This is a genomic window from Bacillus sp. ABA4_010 (assembly GCF_056159105.1).
In genome coordinates this window covers 1590606-1605564 of the sequence record NZ_JBSWUN010000003.1, presented here as the reverse complement: position 1 = coordinate 1605564, position 14959 = coordinate 1590606, and the positions used below count along the sequence as shown (strand labels likewise).

Here is a 14959-nt window from a genome sequence, read left to right as displayed (position 1 = left end):
GCCTTTCTTTTGAATACAGTGCGTATTCTATCGCATCTTCTTCACCTTCCATATGAAAACAGCCGGAATTGATAGTAAAAAGAGGAGCGGCAACCATGTCGTAAAGAGATCTGTCCAATGAAACGGCGTTTTGTGGATGTAGACCGCTTTTACCCATTCTCCTTCTTTTGCTTCGACGGCAATGACCAAGTGGCTCTCTATACCTTTCAACTCATAATATTTCGTGCCTTTTTTATAAAAGTTGGAAGCGTCACCATAATAGTCACCTGTCTGATCGTCAGCAGTCCGTTCGACTTCGCCTATCACTTCGCCGAGGTCTGTTTCCTTCACCTGCTCCTCGGTCACTTTATATACATGCCCGTTCCAAGAAACAAACGGATAGGCCCAGCTTAGCGCCTCGGCACGCCCTCCCCCGATGCATACAAGCAATAAACAGAGCGATATAATCTTCTTCATGCCAATTCCTCCATCTGTTGATGCACAAAAAAGAATCGTCACCTCCTCCCATTTTCATGATAGAGATGACGCTCCTTCTTTGTTCAGGCTTTCTATTTCACTTCGCCTATTATTTTCGCAAGGCGAATATTGGACACCGCGATATCAGCTAATGTTACTTCATGCTTCGGTGCGAAAACACCGTCTTTCGCTTCAAGCAAGCCGAACTTTTCAGCAAGAGCTACATAGCCTTTATACGATGCGTCGACTTCGGCTGCATCTTTGAATGGCAATGTATAAATATCGCTATGCTTAGCAGCTAAATCTAAGCCGAGTGCACGAACATACCAATAAGCAAGCTCTTCATTGGTCATTTTTTCATCTACTAAAAACGTATCTTTCGTCGTATCAATAATATGTTGCTGGGCTGCCAATTCGACGACAGAATATAACGGATGGTCTTTCGAAATGTTCGTAAACGTCGCGTTCTCTCTATATTCGGCATGTTCAAGCTCGTAATAATTGGCGATGGATTTCATGAGTACCTCGAGCGCTTCCCCTTTCGTCAGCGGGGTATCGGCATTAAAGCTGTCTGGATCGTCGACTTCAATAATGCCCATTTGAATGAGGTAGTTCAATTCTTTTTCAGCTGTTGGATGGGAAATCTCTACTCCCACTCCGCCTTGTCTCAGATCGTCACTTTGTGTCTCCCACTCGCCGGTCACGGCATTGTAATAATGGAACTGGTGGTCAAGGTCACGGGAATAAACGAGAGAATACATGCTCTCTTCCTGATTTGGATTCATATAGACAAGGTTGACCTTTAACGCATCTAAATAATCTTGCATTGCTTGTTCCTTTGAAACAGCCGTTTCGACGTTCGGCCACTCTGTGACGTTCGGTGAATGAACGCTATATTGCGAGATAGACCCATCGTTTTTCACAAACACATTCACTGCATCCCCAATGACTGGAAGACCGTTTTTCACTCTCGGGAACGAGAAGTGGAAGCCATCTTCGCGCGTCTGCTTGTCTTCACTGCTGATTGGATACGAATATTCATGAACCACAGACGGTGAATACTTTTTCATAAACGCGACCGCTTTTTCCATTGCCACGCTAGCTGTGACCTTTTTATCCTCTTTTTTCACCGGCCCGAACACATCTTCGGAAATGTCATAGAAATTGATGACTTCCCCTGTATTTTTATCAATTTCGATGCTGGACCCATGGCCTGAGTTACGGCTATGATACATGTAGTGCACGGAATAAACCGTTTTGCCAAGCATGTCATCTTCTCGTTCCGACACTTCTTCAATTTGCAGTTTGATATCATCATTTCCTGGCTTTAACAGCTTTTCAGCAATGGCCTTCGCCTCTTTTTCTGTAATTGGCTTCGCCGTGTCTTTCACCGGTGAAGCGGCAACCATTTTCACACTGCCCTTTTGAGGAAGTTTGTTCGTAAATTCCCCGTCAATGAGCCATTTTCCATTTTTCGCATGGATCGTGTTAATTGGCTTGTCTACTCCATACACAAGTTTGACTTGTGGTTCATTGTTTCGGAAGCTGTAGTCAACAACATATTGCAATGTGACGTCAAACTGCTTTTTCATTTGTTCGAGAGCTGCATCCGCACTCAATAAATCACGTTTTTCTTCATACGTCATTTTCTTTTCCGACGGTTCCCCACCGTAAAATTCCACAATCTCGCCGTTCCCAAGGACGCTAATGCTAACACTTTGTCCCATCACAGGAAGATCATTATGTAGTTTTTCAAACATGAAATGGTAACGAACCGGCTCTGTTAAATTCATGGACCCTTGATGATAACGTCCATTGTCAGTCATGACTCGATACGAACGATCTGGCGCATGTGCTTTTATAAATGCTTCCGCCGTTTGAAGTGCCTCTTTTTCTGTTACTTTTGCTGGAAAAAGAGCGTCTTTCGTATCAGCTGGAGAGTAATAAAACGATTGAAGCTCTAAATCTTCCCCGATGAACTCAGCACCGCCGTATTCTGTTTTGCTTCCAGACTCTTTATGAAATGAAAGATGATAACGGACGACTCCTTCCTCATCTTCCATATAACGATGCCCTGTATCAAAATAGAAATCTTGACTCACTAAATGGTCAAACTTGCCTGGAAACCATTTTTTTAGCTTTTGGATTAGCATTTCTTTCGTAACTTCTGACTCTGTGCTTGCCACCATAAACATCGGCTTATCCTGTGCCTGCAAGTTCATCTCATTCGCCAACGCTTCCGTCGAAAAACCTCCGAATGCTAAAGCTGCAGATAACGATATAACACCTATTTTCTTACTCTTCACTTGATTTCCCCCTCTTTCTTTCTTTACACACTAAATGGTAACATATCCCATAATTAAAATACCATTTTTTTCTATAAATTTGAAAGAAAAATAGAACAAAAGGTCTCTTTATTCCGCTACATGCAACTATTAATCTAGGAATTTCGACATGATGATTGAATAAAAGATAAAAGCGTTCAAAACGAGAAATGAATATCCACTTCCTGTTTCGAACGCTTTTATCAAGTTGCTATTTATACACTATATATACTTAATAGAAAAACGTCACAAGAGGTTCTTTATCCCTCCTAAATGATCATTCAAAGGTTAGAAAATTCGGCATCACCACCCTTTGGTCATACCGAATTTTCTAAATCGATTTATATAGCAGCCGTTTCATATTTCAAAGGCTGCAAAACAAGCTCTAACATGTCAATATGAGGTTTGACTACAAAATCCGCGGCACCAAGTTCAATGGCATCCACAATAATTGACTGTTGGTAAAAAGCCGAATAAATAATGACATTAGCTAACGGATTCATCGTTTTAATTTCTTTTAGTACCATTAATCCGTCCACTTGCGGCAAAATAAGGTCGAGTATGACGAGATGTGGAGCAGATTGCTTATAGTATTCGATGGCTTCTTCTCCATTACTAGCTTCCAAAATTGTGTAGTATCCATTATTCCATAATATATCTTTTAATCTCTTTCTCACAGGTAAACAATAATCACAAATAAGTACTGATTTGTTCAAAACATACTACTTCCCTTTCTTCATAAATTAGGCAAATGAGAACGGAGTCATATTGTTCACGTAACAAAATGGCGAAAAAAATTCCTCCATTTCGGCAACCCGGCCACCATGGTAATCGACATTACTTTAGGTCCGTGGCTTTGCGTCTCCCACTTTCGTGAAATTTGCCCTAGTAGTATATTATCATAAAAATGTAAAAAGATGTCGAAAAATGTATACCAGAGGAAATATTGTCAGATTTAATCCATTTATGTATAGTTAAGCAATTAATCTAAGCATACGTAATAGACAATACTGTGTAAAGCCAATATGAGTATATAAGCAAAAAGAGCTCCTAGATGTCCCGAAAAAAGAAGGCTAGAAACAGTCGTCATTTTCTTCCCTTCTTTTTTCAGATTTGATTAGGCCGCTCTGTTCAACTGAAAAGATTATTCAGCTTTCTTCTCCTGTTCTGATTGTTCTTTCTCACCCTCACAACCACTCGCTTGCTCATCGGTTAATGCAACTTCTTCAAATACAACGTCGCAGCAATCTTTTTTAGGCTTTGAGAATAAATTTTTAATTGTACTCATTTTATTGATCATTGGTTTCACCTCCTTTTAAAGAACTGTTTGTACGATAAATCCAGTTGTCATCGCCACCATTAAAATGGACACTACAAATGCAGCCACTAACTTTGGTTTAAACAATTTGTTCAATAACACAACTTCAGGTATACTCGCTCCCGCTCCTCCTATCAGAAGGGCGATAATAGCTCCAATTCCCATCCCTTTACTGACTAATGCATCCGCTATCGGTAAAATGGCTTCAGCGCGAATATACATCGGGATACCAAGCACAGCCGCAATCGGAATCGTCCATAAATGGTCTCCTCCAGCGTATTGGACAATGACATCTTGCGGAACAAAATCATAAATAAACGCTCCGATGAAGACGCCAATTAGTAAGAAGGGCAACACAGGATAAAAGAATGACCATGCATCTTTAATGGCTACCTTCCATTTCGGTACGTTTACATGATGACTTTCGTTGTGCCCTTTTCTCACCCTTACATCTCTCACAGAGTTTTTAAATCCTAAAGCATCCCATACAACGCCAATCAACATTGAAAATAGTGCAATGATTACTATGTAATAAAGCATCAATTTCCACCCAAGCAACGTCCATAACAAAATGACAATAACAGGATTTAATAATGGAGAAGCAATTAAAAATGACATCGATGGTCCAAACGGCGCTTTCGATGATAATAGCCCTGCCAAAATCGGAATGGTCGAGCAAGAACAAAACGGGGTTAAAGCACCAAGTCCTGTCCCATAAAGATAACCGCTCCATCTATTAGGCCGCTCAAGAACCCGTTTAATTTTGTCCTCTGTTACCTTTTGCTGCAGTAAACTCACTAAAAAGCTAATCACTATAAACAGCGCCGTGAGTTCTAGAAATAGGATGAGAAATGTTTTGAAAAAATCTAAAAAAGTACTCATTGATTTCCTCTCCTTCTTTATATCAACTTTTTTTGATTTAATAGATAAAATTTTTTCCCCTCAATCTCTAGGGTAAAAAATACAGCACAACTCTGGTGAAAGCATTGCTTTTACCTCTGTATCGTTTAGCTCATAATAACTCCAGGTGCCAACCTTTTCTCGTTGAATCAATCCTGCATCTAAAAGGATTTTAAGATGATACGATAATTTCGACTGAGGTAATTCGGTAAGGTCGATTAAATCACAAACACACGTTTTTCCTCGCTGATTGAGTATATACAAAATCTTTAAGCGAAGTTGATCTGCTAATGCTTTAAACTTCATCTCATAAGCGTCAAATGAAATTGACTCCCCTTTATCTGGTGTAAAATAAACCGTCCTCATAAACGTCTCCTCTCTTACATCAATTTTTTTTGATTTAAAAATCACTACAACCCCACATTCGAGGTGCGGTTAATACATCAACTTTTTTTGATGTAAACTCATTATATTCCTCGTTATCTAAAACGTCAATCAATAAATCAACTTTTTTTGATTTATTGATTCTTCTATTTAAAGAACTGTTGAAAAAGGCCGTAACTAATCAACATGATGCCAATGACACATAAAAGATAGGTTACTCCCATCAATGGATAACCGAAAATCTCTAAAAATGGATGGCTTTCTTTAATGGCATTGATTGGCGTAATAATTTAAAATGAAAACACTCCTCTCGCCAGTTGCAAAAAGAGTTTATATTCATGAGGCTATTGAAAGAAAGCAGTCCAAATTACGGCGATGACGATAATGCCTACTACAATGGCGCCGCCGATAGTGGGACTGCCGTATAGGGAACGATTAGAAAGATCATCTGTTTCAATCGCACTTTTCTCCTCTTCTTTATCGCTCATCCTTTCCCCTCCTTAGCCAGACATCTATTCTTAGTTTTTCCTTTCGCTCTCTTGATTCTCCATAACTTTATCCAGTTTATCTTCAATCCTTTTTAAAGCTTCATTTCGATCAAATTGATTCTTTAATAGCCTTCTAACAAACAAAAACAACGACAGAAAAAACAAAAATATTAATGAAAGCATCATCAATTGAACGACTACATCACCAACATACATCATCATCACCTCATCTACTGACAGACAACACTCTGCTGTTATACAAATTTTACCACAACATACTTTCCAAGTTAAGCCATTTACGCATGCACTCAAAAATTCCCCGTTAAACACCCACAAAGAAAAAGCCGTCCAGAACACCGCTTATCTCCAGACCGCCTTTTATCAAGCTTACGTTCATTTCTCTCAGACTAAATTCCCCGTAAAACTTACCTTATTTCTTCTCGCATTACACCAACTTCTCTTTACACCGTAACCCTTCGCTTCCGCATCCAAGCGATAAACAGCAGCAGCAGCGGAATGATCGTTTGCATGAAAACGCCGTAAAAGGGAAAGACCACCACATCATAGCGCCCAGCTTCCATCGCGCTCGGAAACGACCAAAAACTGAACTCGACAATTAAAATGCCGATTGGCCACACCATAAGCCGGTAATCTGAAAGATTGAGCCATTGAGCGGTGCTTAAAACAGATGCATAATAAAAAACAGACAGTTTGACAAACACGCCTAATATCCAAGCAGCCATAATAAGAGATTCTAAATGTTCAAAGAAATCAGCGAGACTCACATAGCGCGTCACGTTCATGAGCGGATACACTTTTGTAGCTGTCGTTGTTCCGAGTACAAACAAAACGGCCATATTGATTATCATTAATGTCATCATAATAGCAAAAACCGTTTTATTCCCAGCCATTCTTCCTTTTTTTCTATTTGTGATAAAGGGAAGCAGAAACGTCATGAGAAAAATTTCGCTAAACCAACCGGAAGGCACGATGGCTCCTTTCAAAGAAGGACCAAGCCCATCCTCCATGATTGGCAATACATTGTTGACCTCAAAATCCGGCATCAGTAAGAAAATAATGATGATAACAGGAATGAGAAAAAACGGTAAAAGCAATTCAGCCATTCTTCCTAATACTTCTACCCCTCCGCGAACGACAAAGGAACAAAGAAAGATCATAGATCCCATAATGACACTAACGGGTGTATGAACTAAAAAGGAGTCCACTACAAATTCTCCGTAGCTTCTGAGAATTTGCCCTGTAACTGGAATAAGAAAAATTAAATATAAAAAACCGAGCACTTTTCCTGCAAATCGGCCGATAATATGCTCGCTGAACTCGATGATGGTCTTGTTCGGATAAAGCTTATGCAATTCATACACAATATACACCGTTATATAGCCGAAGACGGAAGCCCAAATCGGCGACAGCCATAAATCATTTTGCGCATATTTCGCTGTAATGCTCGGCACACCGAGAATGGCTGTAGCGACAATAGCAGGGTAAATCATCACAGCCATTTGAAGGGAAGAAATTTTGCCATTTTCCATCATCTTTCTCCTTTCCACAACTCTGATAGAAGACGATATCATTTTTCCATAAACTGCCCAAATGGCTTGAAAATCGCTTCAATTAAGGTCACAGGTCCCGGCATATGCGGAAGGTCGAATATAGACAGGGCCAAACCGATAAAAAGCAGCGTCACAAATGCGGCTTTGTCTTTTTTAGCTTGTTGTTTCATTTTCGGCCATTCATATAAAAAAATGAAAGCAACAATAATCGTTGTACCAGTAAAAGCACCCCATCTCATTTTTCCTTCACCTCGTCTTCAGGCAATCCGCCCGGTGTGTTTATATACCCTTGCCTGCGAACATGTGCCTCAACATCAATCGTCACTTCGACTGTCGGAAACACTTCATCCCAATGATCCTTCACTTCTTTCCACTGTTTCGGGTACTTGCGATGAAAGGCTTCGCCAAAACCAACAACGTCCACTTTCATTTCATGCTGTACTCGTGTAAGAGCGAGCTCAATTCGTTCTTTAATGCTTTTTTCATACGCTTTTTCTACCTGCTTAATAATTGGTGGACGATTAAGGTTTAAATTCGTTCCATTTTGAACAACGGCTCCTTCTGTATTCACCTTCACAAGCACCTTCCATTGTTCACCTTGAATGCGTGGCTCCATTTGTACATGGGCAGATACGGGATTTAACGAGATGCTTCCTTTCACATCTTCAGGCTCAACGGTTACGGTATACGCTTGCATTTCATTTCGCAACCATAAAATCCCCCTTGTTTCCCGTTCACTAATCTTTCCAATCATTTGATCCTTTTTCAACACCGCTGTGCCAACAATATAAGGAATCGTTTCTTCTTCCTTCTTCCCTTCCTGCGGCGGTAACGGTTTAATAAATGGAAGCATGGCAGCTTCGACATCACCTATTAGCATTTCCTCCAAATCCTGCAGAGTCACCTGCATCCCAATGTGTAAATCGGACAGCTCGCGAATGACCTCTGCCGAATGACGCTCAAGTGGCGGGATTAAATGAAGAATCTTTTTGCCTGTTCCTTCGCTCACATATATATATGCCCGTTCTCTTGGCTGTGGATGCCGCAGTAAAAAATCAATCTGCTCTTGTATGCCTTCTTTTGCCAGTTCCTCACCAACGATAAACACCTTGCACTGTCCCCAAAAAATTTTGCGCGGAAGCTTACTTTGCAGCTTGGATAGGGCATCCGCTATATTCTCTCCCTGCTGAAACCGAACTAATGTAATATCCCCTCCACCGGCAGGACCACCTTGTCCGCCGCCGCTGCTTAATACTTTCGGGATAAACACTTGAATCGACAGTTCAATTTGATCATCCTCTTTTTTATCGATCGCCGCTGCGGTGACAATTCCTAAATCATTAAGCTCGACTCGATCCCAGCACCCGCCCGTTAGAAACAGCATGCATCCAAAACAAAGAAAGTGCAGCCATTTTTTCACGATGTTTCGCCCCCTTTTGAAGGATCCGGCCCTTGCCCTTTCGACTGACGGTGTACATTAACTTCTCCTGTAAGGTGAGGACGGGTATCCATCATCCACCAAGGCGCTCTCCATAATACATCCTTCAGCTCGCGGCCTTTTAATGGAGCAAGCGGTGTTAAATACGGCACACCGAAGGAACGTAAGCTGCATAAATGAATAGCAATGGCAATCACTCCCATCATAATGCCAAGCAAACCTAATGTACTCGCAAACAGCATGATCGGAAAACGGAGGACTCGAATAGAAATGCCCGCAATATAATGAGGAACCATAAAGGAAGCAATTCCGGTAATCGCCACCACAATGACCATCGGCGCGGAAACAAGCCCTGCTTGAACAGCAGCCTGGCCAATGACGAGCGCTCCGACAATGCTGACAGCTGCCCCTACTTGCTTTGGCAATCGAACCCCTGCTTCGCGAAGCGCTTCAAAGGCGATTTCCATAATTAGGGCCTCGACGATAGCGGGAAACGGAACGGCTTCTCGGGCAGAGGCAATGCTCAGCAACAAAGAAGCGGGAACCATCTCGTGATGAAAAGTTAAAACAGCGATGTAAAAGGATGGAAGTATTAACGAGATGACGAGAAACGAATAACGCAGCCAACGAATAAACGACCCAATCATAAATCGCTGATAATAGTCCTCATGTGATTGAAACAGCGAAAAGAAAGAAGTTGGCGCAATTAACACAAACGGTGTTCCTTCGACCAAAATGGCTGCCCGCCCTTCCAACATATTAGAACAAACCACATCAGGCCTTTCCGTTGATAAAATTTGCGGAAACGGGGAATACGGATTATCTTCAATCATCTCTTCGATGTACCCGCTCTCTAAAATGCCGTCTATGTCAATGCGCTTTAGCCGGTTCATGATCTCATCAATGAGTGTTTGATTAGCCATTCCTTCAATATAGGTCACGACAACAGCCGTTTTCGTATAGCGGCCGATGTTCATGGATTTCGTTTTAAGAGAAGGGCTTTTAATGATGCGGCGCAATTGAGCGATGCTTACTCGTAAGCATTCGTTAAAACCTTCCCGCGAGCCCCTAATTCCCGCTTCTGCCGCCGGCTCTTCAATGGCCCGCTTTTCCCATTTAGCAAGCCCTAAGGAAACAGCGGATTCTGCTCCTTCATATAAAAGAATCGGATTCCCCGATAAAATCGAATCAATACAAGCTGTTAATGTATTCACGTTTTCTATTTTGGAAATGGGCAGCTTTTGATCGAGCCATTCGTTTAGGGGCTCCGGTTTTTCTACCGTCTCCTGCATAAGCGGAGCCAGCACAAATGTCTCCATCCCTTCTGTATCTGAAAGACCTTCCATATAAATCAGCACCGCTCGTATTTTTCCGAAAATCAAAAATGAGCGGAACACAATATCTGAACAATGCTCATAAACAGACCGAAGCTTTGCGACATTCTCATCAAAATGAATCGAAAGGGAAGGCTGCTGCGGATGAAGGTCCGGCAATTCACTTTGCAAAGGCTCATTCTTTTGCTTTCTTTTTCTTAACCATCTCTGTCCATTGCGAATCAAGCCAAGCCCCTCCTTTTTTTACAGCTTCTTTCCTTTTTTCTATATTTTTCTACTTTTAGATGCTTTATACGAAAAGAAGAAAACATTCCTGACAATTAGCAGAAGAAGCGATGATTAAGAAGTACGATAATCGCTTGAATTCCTCTAAAGCACACCACACGTTCTATTAAATCGCTCTAGGATAACGTCAGCTTTCCCGCTCTTTGGAAAGTTGTCATTCGTTGTATACAATTAATTCAAGTCTTTCTGCTTTACTGAAAGGCCGTTTAGGTGAACTAAAAAAGTTTTTTCATAGAACTGCACGATATGATCGTTGTAAATCGTATTAAGATTGAAAGGAGGAATACGATTGAATCACTTATTTGCCGGCAAGAAAACGATTCAAGCTGTAGTCCATGATTATTCCGATATGCTCATAAGAATTGCTTTTCAAAATCTGAAAAGTTTAAGCGATGCTGAAGATATCGTTCAGGAAACGTATATAAAGCTCATTAATAGTGAGATCCATTTCAATGATGAAGAGCATTTAAAAGCCTGGTTAATTCGAGTAACCATTAATAAATGCAAAGACCAATTCAAGTCCTTAAGGTTTAGACAGACTACATCAATGACCAAAAACATGGATTTTTTTGCACCCGAAGAAAAAGAGATGATGGAAGAAATATTTAGTCTGAAGAAAAACTATAGAAACGTCATTTATCTCTATTATTATGAAGGTTATTCCATTAAAGAAATTGCGAGTATTCTTGACAAAAAGGAAAATACAATCAGTTCTTTGTTACAAAGAGCTAGAAAAAAATTAAAAACGATTATTCTAGAGGAGGAGAAAAACTTATGAGCAAAGACAACTATAAAAGTGCTGTAGATAAGGTGATAGCTTCAGAGTCGTTCAAAAAAGAAACTCTCCTTTTATTAGAAAAAGAAATGGATAAGAAAAAGAAAGGAAACGGACTTCGTATGATGAATAAACCACTTATAGCAGTGACAGCATGTGCCATTTTAGGATTATCTGCCTTAACATGGACGTCTCAAACTCCAAATGAGGATTATACAACTGGTTCCATTGATACTGAACAACAAGGGGAGATTATGGTCAGTGTAGCAGTTAATATAGAAGGGATTATTACAGAAGTAGCTGAAGATGGAAAAAGTTTTCAATTAGATAATGGTTTGTGGGTAGATATAACCGATGAAACTGAGCTAGGAATAAATGGCCCTACGGCCGCTCCAAAGGATGAACAGTTTTTTGAAGATACATTTAGAGTCGGAAATTCAATCGCAGGTTTTACTGAAAATGAGTTAAGCAGCGATAGAGTCACTGCTTATGCCATATATACGAACTGGAATTGGGATAATCCGATTGAAAAATAACAAAATTTTCTACGATACGACGTCACTAGCCCATTTTTAAGACATAACCGGTCCCAATCTAACTAATCTCATAACATGAATGAAAAAGCGGTCTTATCTCCAGACCGCTTTTTCATTGATTGACGCAAACATTTAATCAATGTGCGCTAGTTCATTCTTGGCTCATAAATGCTTCCATAATAACGTAAGCTTTCCCGCCTTTCGTAAAACGTACGTTTGTTTCCCTTAGACCAAATTTCTCGTAAAAACTTACCTTATTTTTTCTCGCATTACACCAAACTCTCTTTACGCCGTAACTTTTCGCTTCCTTTAATACGTCGTGTAACAAGGCGCTTCCGTATCCTATCCCTTGTTCTTCTTGAAGCGTAGCAAACTTTCGAAATTGCGCTTCTTCATTCGCTATAAAAAGGGAAACAACAGAAATTAATTTATTTTCTTTAAAAAGACCAAAATGAATACCAACATCATCATCTTCTAATTTGATATAATCAAACGGTCTATCCGGCCACATAACTTGATGTCTTAATTTCCACACTTGTTCTTTCTCTACTTTTTTAATCACGGTTTTCATGTTTCACCCCTTCGTACATCACAATGGTTCAATCACGACATTTTCTGCTACTATTGAAATCTCTGTAAGTGGACAATCAAACAATACATGCAGCTCAAAATGTTCATAGTTACGATAAACTTCATTATAAAGCCACCAAGCGCCTTCAAATTTTTCAGGCATTGTTAGCTTCCTTACACCTGTAAATGTTAGTTTTATATTTGTAAAATAGTGAAAACCCCCGCTGCAATCTAAAATCATCGTAAATGTCCCATTAGAGTCATTTTCAACTGACTTTACATTAGCATCGTGTAATGAATTTTCATGTAGTGTAACGACATTTTTAGGAAGCTGACTTTTTATAGACTCATAATGGGTGTTGTATTTATTTGCTATTTCAATCGATTTTTCATGGTATTCTGCCACCCACTGTTCAGCCATTTTTCTTAATTCAGGTAAAGGAAACTCTGAATTGATTGTTCCATTATGAATATAAGGATGAAATGGTTCAGGAAGGAATTTCAGTAGATCACTTTTTCGAGATTCCAAATCTTCTTTAGCGTTCTTTTTATAATCAATTCCCTCTTCTTCATAATAGCGAATCATCTCTTCCCACTCTTCTTTAGAATCAGGCAATGCTAAAAACCCACATATTTGCATTTCGTTATACCATTCTTTCGAGAAATATCTCAAAATCTGTTCCCCCGTATGAGTTATTAGTGTTTATTTACATTATAATTTACCACAAAAATCCAACAAGAGAACGATGTTTTTCTTTTTTATGCAAGATGGACCGTTTCTCAAAACCATTGGTATTCCTTAGTTTTGTAACGGTCCATCTGATTATATCTCTCATTTTTTTAAAAAACTTCATATTTGGTTAAATCCAACAATCACTACGTTTACACACGTTCAATAATTTCTGATTTATCTAATCTTGATTTTGGTAAAGTTGCGGAACTACTGCTACATTATTTGTTAGCACTGTTCACCTTATAATATAGTTGTGCAAACTGGCCAAACCGTTTCATATCCACTAACTTTAAATCGACTTGCGGATTTTTCCCTTTAAATAAAGGAATACCCGCACCTAATATGTGAGGCGTGACCGTAATGATATACTCGTCAATTAAATGTTCTTTTAGGAAAGCGTCGATAATCCCGCCTCCACCGACCATCCATATTTTAGAGCCTTCTTGTGCCTTTAATTTTTTTGTAAACTGGACGACATCTTCATTCACAAATTCCACATGTTCATTCGACCCTTTTTCAGAAGTCGTGAACACATAGCACTTTTTATCAGGGTATGGAAAGGCTTCTGTATGGTTTACGACATAATCATACGTCTTCTTCCCCATAATGACAGTATCAATTGATTCATACAACTCCCCGTACCCAGCGTCACCTTCCCCTTCTGTTTCTTCTAACCACTGCAAATCATCGTCCTCTTTAGCAATAAATCCATCTAAACTTGCCGCAATATATAAAATAACTTCACGTGACATCGATTTCTCTCCTTTTAGTTGATAGAATTCCCCTTATTGCAAAAATCATAAGGTATCACCTATACTAACGATAAAACATGACAAGTATTGTCATAATTAAATAAAAAAGGTGAGAAAAATGGCCAAAGCGAAACGTTTATTAGATATTCTTCTATTTGTCACTACTAAAAAAACATTTACAGCGCAAGAAATAGCCGATGAATTTCATATATCTGTTCGTACTGTACATCGATACATCGTAGATTTATGTGATATGGGATTGCCCATTTATGCGGAACAAGGACGAAATGGAGGGTATACCGTATTAACAAGCAGACTTCTTCCCCCTATTTTATTTACAGAAGAAGAAGCTGTTTCTATTTTCTTTGCCTTTCAATCACTCAATTATTACCGCAGCTTACCTTTTGATGCCGAAATTACGTCCGTTGCGCACAAATTGTATAGCTCCCTTCCAAATGACGCGCAAACAAAGGTCGATAAAATTCGTTCCCGGATTGCTTTTTGGAACCCGAAGAGAACCATCGATGCACCATTTTTGAAAGATATTTTAGCGTACTCGATTGAAAATCGAAATGTACATATTGAATATGAATCAAAAACCGGCACGAAAAAGAAACACATTCGCCCTATCGGTGTGTATGCGCATGATGGGTTATGGTACTTACCGGCGTACGATTATGATAAGGACAAAATATTGCTGTTTCGTGTAGATCGCATTCTTTCTGTCATCTCAGCGGAAAAAAGTGAAGAGGAATTCATGAATTTAGAAGAATGGTTCGACTTTCACGAAGTAAAAGAACCAATTCGATTGTACGTACATTTAACAGCGGAAGGCGTACGGCAATGTAAAAGCGTTCCTTATTTTGATGGCGCTGTCGTCACAAAAGAAGATGGAACTGGATACATAGATACGACCATCGATAAGGGTGAACTTCATTTTATCACCCCGCTTTTTTTACGACTCGGAAGCCATGCCCGAATTTCAGAACCGGAAGAATTAATAGACGGACTGCGTACACAAGCGGCAAACATTTTAAAGATGTATGAAAAAGACAACTAACGCATACGAAAAAGCTCAACAGCTTCGATTAGCTG

General features: G+C 39.7%; 18 protein-coding genes and 1 riboswitch. Of the genes, 3 read left to right on the top strand and 15 right to left on the bottom strand.

Features of this window, described 5'->3' with window-relative positions:
* Window positions 1–27: 27 nt before the first annotated feature.
* The 12 genes from ACXAEO_RS09110 to ACXAEO_RS09055 form a co-directional block, all read right to left on the bottom strand.
* Window positions 28–456 (bottom strand): hypothetical protein, encoded by a 429-nt coding sequence (locus tag ACXAEO_RS09110; protein ID WP_474880146.1) that lies wholly within the window; start codon window positions 454–456, stop codon window positions 28–30.
* 92 nt (window positions 457–548) lie between these two features.
* On the bottom strand, window positions 549–2762 hold the full coding sequence (locus ACXAEO_RS09105; protein WP_474880145.1) for a YcdB/YcdC domain-containing protein: 2214 nt from the start codon (window positions 2760–2762) through the stop codon (window positions 549–551).
* A gap of 359 nt (window positions 2763–3121) precedes the next feature.
* The gene (locus ACXAEO_RS09100; protein ID WP_474880144.1) at window positions 3122–3496 is read right to left on the bottom strand and encodes a response regulator; all 375 of its coding nucleotides are present in this window, start codon (window positions 3494–3496) and stop codon (window positions 3122–3124) included.
* A gap of 90 nt (window positions 3497–3586) precedes the next feature.
* A riboswitch (cyclic di-GMP riboswitch) is annotated at window positions 3587–3675 on the bottom strand.
* Window positions 3676–3924: 249 nt separating this feature from the next.
* Window positions 3925–4080 (bottom strand): hypothetical protein, encoded by a 156-nt coding sequence (locus ACXAEO_RS09095; RefSeq protein ID WP_474880143.1) that lies wholly within the window; start codon window positions 4078–4080, stop codon window positions 3925–3927.
* A gap of 15 nt (window positions 4081–4095) precedes the next feature.
* A complete protein-coding gene (locus ACXAEO_RS09090; RefSeq protein WP_474880142.1) occupies window positions 4096–4980 on the bottom strand; it encodes a permease in 885 nt (294 codons plus the stop codon).
* A gap of 60 nt (window positions 4981–5040) precedes the next feature.
* On the bottom strand, window positions 5041–5364 hold the full coding sequence (locus ACXAEO_RS09085) for an ArsR/SmtB family transcription factor (protein ID WP_474880141.1): 324 nt from the start codon (window positions 5362–5364) through the stop codon (window positions 5041–5043).
* Window positions 5365–5726: 362 nt separating this feature from the next.
* Window positions 5727–5870 carry a hypothetical protein gene (locus tag ACXAEO_RS09080; RefSeq protein ID WP_474880140.1) on the bottom strand — a complete coding sequence of 48 codons (144 nt, stop codon included), beginning with the start codon at window positions 5868–5870 and terminating at the stop codon, window positions 5727–5729.
* 30 nt (window positions 5871–5900) lie between these two features.
* The gene (locus ACXAEO_RS09075; protein ID WP_474880139.1) at window positions 5901–6227 is read right to left on the bottom strand and encodes a DUF4083 family protein; all 327 of its coding nucleotides are present in this window, start codon (window positions 6225–6227) and stop codon (window positions 5901–5903) included.
* A gap of 104 nt (window positions 6228–6331) precedes the next feature.
* A complete protein-coding gene (locus ACXAEO_RS09070; protein ID WP_474880138.1) occupies window positions 6332–7420 on the bottom strand; it encodes a GerAB/ArcD/ProY family transporter in 1089 nt (362 codons plus the stop codon).
* A 38-nt stretch (window positions 7421–7458) separates the two neighbouring features.
* Window positions 7459–7680 (bottom strand): hypothetical protein, encoded by a 222-nt coding sequence (locus ACXAEO_RS09065; protein WP_474880137.1) that lies wholly within the window; start codon window positions 7678–7680, stop codon window positions 7459–7461.
* Window positions 7677–8861 (bottom strand): Ger(x)C family spore germination protein, encoded by a 1185-nt coding sequence (locus ACXAEO_RS09060; RefSeq protein WP_474880136.1) that lies wholly within the window; start codon window positions 8859–8861, stop codon window positions 7677–7679. The genes ACXAEO_RS09065 and ACXAEO_RS09060 overlap by 4 nt, the downstream gene beginning before the upstream one ends.
* Window positions 8858–10438 carry a spore germination protein gene (locus ACXAEO_RS09055; RefSeq protein ID WP_474880135.1) on the bottom strand — a complete coding sequence of 527 codons (1581 nt, stop codon included), beginning with the start codon at window positions 10436–10438 and terminating at the stop codon, window positions 8858–8860. Before ACXAEO_RS09055 ends, ACXAEO_RS09060 begins: the two co-directional genes overlap by 4 nt.
* 349 nt (window positions 10439–10787) lie before the next feature.
* Here ACXAEO_RS09055 and ACXAEO_RS09050 point away from each other — a divergent pair, with 349 nt between their 5' ends.
* Together ACXAEO_RS09050 and ACXAEO_RS09045 are read left to right on the top strand one after the other, a co-directional pair.
* Window positions 10788–11276: an RNA polymerase sigma factor gene (locus ACXAEO_RS09050; protein WP_474880134.1), complete on the top strand. Its 489-nt coding sequence runs from the start codon at window positions 10788–10790 to the stop codon at window positions 11274–11276.
* Window positions 11273–11809, top strand: a complete 537-nt coding sequence (locus ACXAEO_RS09045; protein ID WP_474880133.1) for a hypothetical protein — start codon at window positions 11273–11275, stop codon at window positions 11807–11809. Before ACXAEO_RS09050 ends, ACXAEO_RS09045 begins: the two co-directional genes overlap by 4 nt.
* A 151-nt stretch (window positions 11810–11960) precedes the next feature.
* Here the strand turns inward: ACXAEO_RS09045 and ACXAEO_RS09040 are convergent, their stop codons facing one another.
* The 3 genes from ACXAEO_RS09040 to ACXAEO_RS09030 all read right to left on the bottom strand — a co-directional run bounded on the left by ACXAEO_RS09040 (window position 11961) and on the right by ACXAEO_RS09030 (window position 13864).
* Complete coding sequence (locus ACXAEO_RS09040; protein ID WP_474880132.1) at window positions 11961–12380, bottom strand: GNAT family N-acetyltransferase; 420 nt, start codon at window positions 12378–12380, stop codon at window positions 11961–11963.
* Window positions 12381–12398: 18 nt separating this feature from the next.
* Window positions 12399–13052 (bottom strand): DUF4085 family protein, encoded by a 654-nt coding sequence (locus tag ACXAEO_RS09035; RefSeq protein WP_474880131.1) that lies wholly within the window; start codon window positions 13050–13052, stop codon window positions 12399–12401.
* 278 nt (window positions 13053–13330) lie between these two features.
* A complete protein-coding gene (locus tag ACXAEO_RS09030) occupies window positions 13331–13864 on the bottom strand; it encodes a dihydrofolate reductase family protein (protein ID WP_474880130.1) in 534 nt (177 codons plus the stop codon).
* A 118-nt stretch (window positions 13865–13982) separates the two neighbouring features.
* On the opposite strand from ACXAEO_RS09030, the gene ACXAEO_RS09025 reads away from it, so the two are divergent.
* A complete protein-coding gene (locus tag ACXAEO_RS09025; RefSeq protein ID WP_474880129.1) occupies window positions 13983–14924 on the top strand; it encodes a helix-turn-helix transcriptional regulator in 942 nt (313 codons plus the stop codon).
* Window positions 14925–14959 lie beyond the last annotated feature (35 nt).